This window comes from Acinetobacter sp. YH12201 (genome assembly GCF_013418145.1).
In the GTDB taxonomy this organism is placed as follows: domain Bacteria; phylum Pseudomonadota; class Gammaproteobacteria; order Pseudomonadales; family Moraxellaceae; genus Acinetobacter.
Genome location: NZ_VPCP01000132.1, coordinates 1 through 4,832, shown reverse-complemented (window position 1 = coordinate 4,832; position 4,832 = coordinate 1). Strand labels below are relative to the sequence as shown.

Annotated in this window: 5 protein-coding genes and 2 pseudogenes; all 7 read right to left on the bottom strand. The window is 39.7% G+C overall.

From position 1 onward, the window contains the following. Positions 1-339: 339 nt before the first annotated feature. A pseudogene (locus tag FTU91_RS15650) lies at positions 340-693 on the bottom strand (5-carboxymethyl-2-hydroxymuconate Delta-isomerase); the annotation flags it as partial. Positions 694-884: 191 nt separating this feature from the next. After that, complete coding sequence (locus tag FTU91_RS15645) at positions 885-1,226, bottom strand: zinc ribbon domain-containing protein YjdM (protein ID WP_166170817.1); 342 nt, start codon at positions 1,224-1,226, stop codon at positions 885-887. Positions 1,227-1,323: 97 nt separating this feature from the next. Beyond that, positions 1,324-1,671: pseudogene (locus tag FTU91_RS15640) on the bottom strand (DUF488 domain-containing protein). A 9-nt stretch (positions 1,672-1,680) separates the two neighbouring features. After that, a complete protein-coding gene (locus tag FTU91_RS15635) occupies positions 1,681-2,133 on the bottom strand; it encodes an SRPBCC family protein (protein ID WP_180043023.1) in 453 nt (150 codons plus the stop codon). A gap of 215 nt (positions 2,134-2,348) precedes the next feature. Then, complete coding sequence (locus FTU91_RS15630; protein WP_180043024.1) at positions 2,349-3,449, bottom strand: catalase family protein; 1,101 nt, start codon at positions 3,447-3,449, stop codon at positions 2,349-2,351. A 419-nt stretch (positions 3,450-3,868) separates the two neighbouring features. Next, positions 3,869-4,249, bottom strand: coding sequence for a ribonuclease E inhibitor RraB (locus tag FTU91_RS15625; RefSeq protein ID WP_086197659.1), 381 nt, complete (start codon positions 4,247-4,249; stop codon positions 3,869-3,871). A gap of 156 nt (positions 4,250-4,405) precedes the next feature. Next, positions 4,406-4,657 (bottom strand): DUF4041 domain-containing protein, encoded by a 252-nt coding sequence (locus tag FTU91_RS15620; protein ID WP_180043025.1) that lies wholly within the window; start codon positions 4,655-4,657, stop codon positions 4,406-4,408. Positions 4,658-4,832 lie beyond the last annotated feature (175 nt).

The following is a 4,832-nucleotide window of genomic DNA, read 5'->3' as shown; positions in this document are numbered from 1 at the left end:
GCAAGAGATGCGATGGATGTCTGATTATTTGTAGTCATAAATTTTAGTCCCCACTTGTTTTTAAGTGGGGACTAAATTAAGGCTTATAGGATGAATTCATAAGGTGTGTTCAGCGGACGCTTACTTAAAAATACGCTATTTATATGAAATAAAAATGACTTTTTATTTCAAAAAAAGTACATTTTATAATCATTGTTTAGATTTATATTTGAATGATTTATCGTCTTAAATACACGCTTGGCTATTTCTAGCCAAGCACAGTAAACATACATGCAAGAGAAAAATTGCCAACCTATTCTCTCTATACCCGCGGACTAAATCAGGAAGCAAAGCCTTAAACAATTTTTTAGCGTAAGTGGCTTTCTGCATTTCCAATATTTCCACACAAATCTGTACACTGACTTGGCTTTGAGCTGGTATGTGCTGTTCAAGTGTGTGTAGAATCACTTGAGCAATTTGCTGTTGTAACTCCAAACTACATCCAGCCAATAAAGAAACTTTCGCATGGACATAGGCTTGTGAAACATCTCCCAAACCAATGACATAGTCGTGCTGGCAAATGGCACGGCTTTTTAGCTCATTTGCGGCAGTCACATAAGCTCCATCAACCAGCGCCTGATTTAAAGCAAGCAAGAGGGATTTTGCTTGAAAATTTTCTACATTGTCTGAATATTCAAGATGGATATGCGGCATAACAACAATTCTTTAAGATGAAGGACGGTAGTTATAGCATGAAGGGAGTAATCATCAGATAGATATCTCAATGTTGAATCAAGCATAGCCATTATAAAAAACCAATTCCAAAATCATGCGCAAATGGGCACCAGCTCATAAAAAAGCTCCAGCATGTCGCCAGAGCTTTTTTGGTTTTTTAATGTAGTGAATTAAGCTTTTTTCACAAATTCAGATTTTAATTTCATGGCACCAAAACCATCCACTTTACAGTCCAGATCATGACCATCACTTGAGTCAGGTAATAAACGAATATTCTTCGCCTTGGTTCCGACTTTAATCACCGATGAAGAACCTTTAATTTTCAGATCTTTAATCAGGGTAACTGTATCGCCATCAGCAAGCACATTGCCATTTGCATCTTTAATAATTGTAGCCTGTTCAGTACTGCTTTCACCCTCTTTCCACTCATGAGCGCATTCTGGGCAAATCAGCAAATCGCCATCTTGATAAGCATATTCTGAATTACATTTGGGGCAATTTGGCAAAGACATAAAAAAAACCTCAAAAACGCTACTATAGCATTTTATCCGCCAAACACCTGCTAAAACCTTATTTAAATTATGGAATAAATCTACTCAGCAGATGCTTTCACCTTTCCTCTAAAACCTGTTTGAGTACAATCACATGGTTATATCTTTCACTTTTTACTGCGGTGATAAGACTAATTTTTTCCTGTTTAGCGATTTCTCTAATTTGCTGCAACAACTCTGCTTGTGAACGCAGTTCAGCCCTGTAACGTTGCTGAAATTCGTCCCAATGTTCGGGGTCATGCGCATACCATTTTCGCAGCTCAGTCGATGGCGTGATTTCTTTAACCCACAAATCAATTTTGGCATCTTCCTTTTTAATGCCTCTGGGCCACAGTCAGTCAACCAGAATACGTTTGCCATCTGAAGGTAAAACTTCGGCATAGGCACGTTTAATTTGAATTTGCATTGTAAAGCACTATTGATCTGGAATTTCAGGAGTGACCAGTAAAGTGAGCAGTTGCAAAGATTCCTGCCATCCCAAATAACAGGCTTCCACTGGAATAACATCAGGAATACCCGATTGGGTAATATGCACTTCAGTTCCCACCGACACTGCTTTGAATTGAATGACCACTTCAATGTTTCCGGGAAAATTGGGATCATTGAACTGGTCAGTATAGCGTAACAATTGATTGGGAATGATTTCATGATAGGTGCCAGCAAAGGAATGGCTGGAACCAGTAGAAAAATTGCTAAACGACATTTTATAGCTTCCACCCACTTTTGCATCCAGATGATGAACCTTCGCGGTAAAACCATGCGGTGCCATCCATTTAACCAGAGCATCCAGATCAATAAAGGCTTTAAACACCCGTTCTGGGGGTGCGCTCAATACCCGATGCAATTTAACCGTATTACTTTTGCTCATTTTACAACCTCATCTTATTGTTGTTTTTAAATGCTGATCTAAGATGAAAACTATTGCTGTTACTCTATGACTATGTAGGACTTTAATACAATATTAAGCAGGTTTTTCACTTCCTTGTTAATCAGCAATTAAAATATCCCTAAACAGTATAGGTCTAAAACAGCTGCATTCAGGCAGGTATTTTTAGTCTGAGTGTAAAATCCGGCTGTGAATATTTAATCTGGCATATCATCAATATCATTGGGTTCTGTGCGGGGCTGGATGTTCATACAGTGCCGAAAACAGGATGAACGTTCATAAGCCTGCATACGTACACGCATGATGGAACCCAGAGGCTGATGTTGTTTTACCCCATGCCATGGGGTAAAAGACAGCACGTCATCCGAATAAACCCGACGTGCCGGACTGAAGGTATTTTGCCGCGGAAAATGTAAAGTTCCAATGGCCTGATGCGGTGACTCATCCTCATCCCATAAGACCGACGCATCTTCGACAGGCATACGGCCCAGATGAGTACAGAGCTGGGCGCGAATCACATATTCAGCCGTATTATGCTTGAAAAAGTCCTGTACCAGATCACGTATGCCAGAATCATCCTGAATATGCATCTGTAGACCGGTCAACTGCTTCACCGATTCAGATTCAGGTGCCACACTCATTTTGGCAATATAGTTGCCATAACGAAGAGCAGCCATACTGTGATAGGTTTCTCCTAGCACATGATGTTGACTGCGTGCCAGACCTTTTATCATCGTAGATGCTGGCAAGCCAGCGCGATTGAGCAGATGATCCATTCCACGAATGACATTGCGCAGGCTATGCATGACCAGTTCAGGCGTTCTTTCTCCTTCAATGATGAAAGGCAGCATTTGCATATATTTACGTACCGTCCCAAAAGCCAGCACCGGAATATTGACCATCAGGAAATCCTGATTTTTTCCATCGCTTGAATCTTCTGGCAATAAGCGCTCGCCCGGTACATTTAAAATTTTAAGGGCAAAACCATGAGGTGCGGGTGTTTTATCACTACGCAAATCTCCAGAAGCGGCAGACAGACGCACAATGACATCATAATAACCCGGATGGGCAAAAATTCCCTGTGCCAAGTGATTGGGCAGGTTTTCCGGAATGATCAAAATGCCTTTTAAAAAACCATGAGATTTTGCATGTGCATCTCGTACCGCATGACGATGCTTGTCAAAAACCTGAGTATGGGTTTGCGCCATATACTCTACGATGTGCTGAATGTCTGCTTCTTCATTTTCCTGTTTTTGCTCTACTTCTGGACCATAGGCCACATAGTGATTGACTGCCATGCTATGCTCCTTTTTTTCTGGGAATAGAGATAAACTTTTTTGCAATTTATGTATTAATCTAGCAAAGAGTTTTCTTTACAAAGGAAGTGCTTGGTAAATACATTGCAGGTATTTGGTAAACAACGCAGAGAGATGACATTCAAATAGCTGAGTTAAAAATCGCAACACAACCTTATTAAAATCAAATATTTAAATTAAAAATTCAGAAGAATTAAAACAGATAGAAACTTAAAAATAATGAGAAACCCACTTTTAGTCATGCAGCGCTGAGTTTCAGCTCATTTCTGATGCTTTTAATAAAATTTTGCCATTAAAAAAGCCCTAAGCATCTAAATGCTTAAGGCGTGTTTTAACAGGTTCAATCCGATTGGCTTAACTTGGATCATCCCCAACCTGTTAATTTTTTTTAGGAATATGGATTAACTTTTGACTTCATTTTCCCATTCTTCATCTTCATAGACATAGGCCATGCAGCCCCAGCCATCATATTCGCCATCATATTGCGTCGCAATTTTAGTGAACCATTCTTCCAGATCGACGATGTCTGAATATTCAGGTTCCATATACACATAAATGGTAATAATCCACTCGACCGTATCGGCTTCTTCATCTTCAAACAGGCTAATTTTTTGCTCTTCTTTAAGCAGATAAAGTGCACATTTTTGTGCCTGTTCTTCAGACTGAAAAGCAATGGAAAATTCAATTTCATGCGCTTCGGTCAGGTCATCGCCATCTTCGGCCATTTGCCAAAGTACATTACCATTTTCATCATCGGGGAATTGTTCAAAATCGCGTGTCATGGAGCGTTTCCTTATTGTAATTAGGTACCAGCTATATCATGCCATATAGATTAGCTCAAGTTTGTTTCAGTTTATCTATTTAACTATATTAGCTTAACTACAGCACTTGTGCTGATGAACAATATCTCTTTCTACCATTTTTACAGATCGCTGGTATTAGCCTTCCACCCTCTGCTGTTGCAATTCACTTGGCCCAGTCTGTTGCTGTGCCTTGAAGGCTAAAACCAGGGCTGTAAGTTTAAATTCTTCCAGACGTAACTTTAAAAATGATTCATGAATTCGGGTATGACCGAATGCTTCTCCATAATGATTGATCAGGATAAAGTCATCTTGCAGCGCCTGAATAAACAGGTCCACAGTGTCATGGTCTAATTGGGATAAATACAGATCAGCTTTACTGTTAAACACATGAGTAACCAGAGCGATGGCAGAAAGTTGGCGATTTTCTTCGACATAGGGACTGTTCTAAATTTTGTGTAAGTACTTAATTTTCATTTATCCTTCAGAGGATAATTACAAAAGGTACTTCACATGGATGAAGCAACAATCAAAAGTATGGCTGCCGAATTGGCTAAAGGTCTAA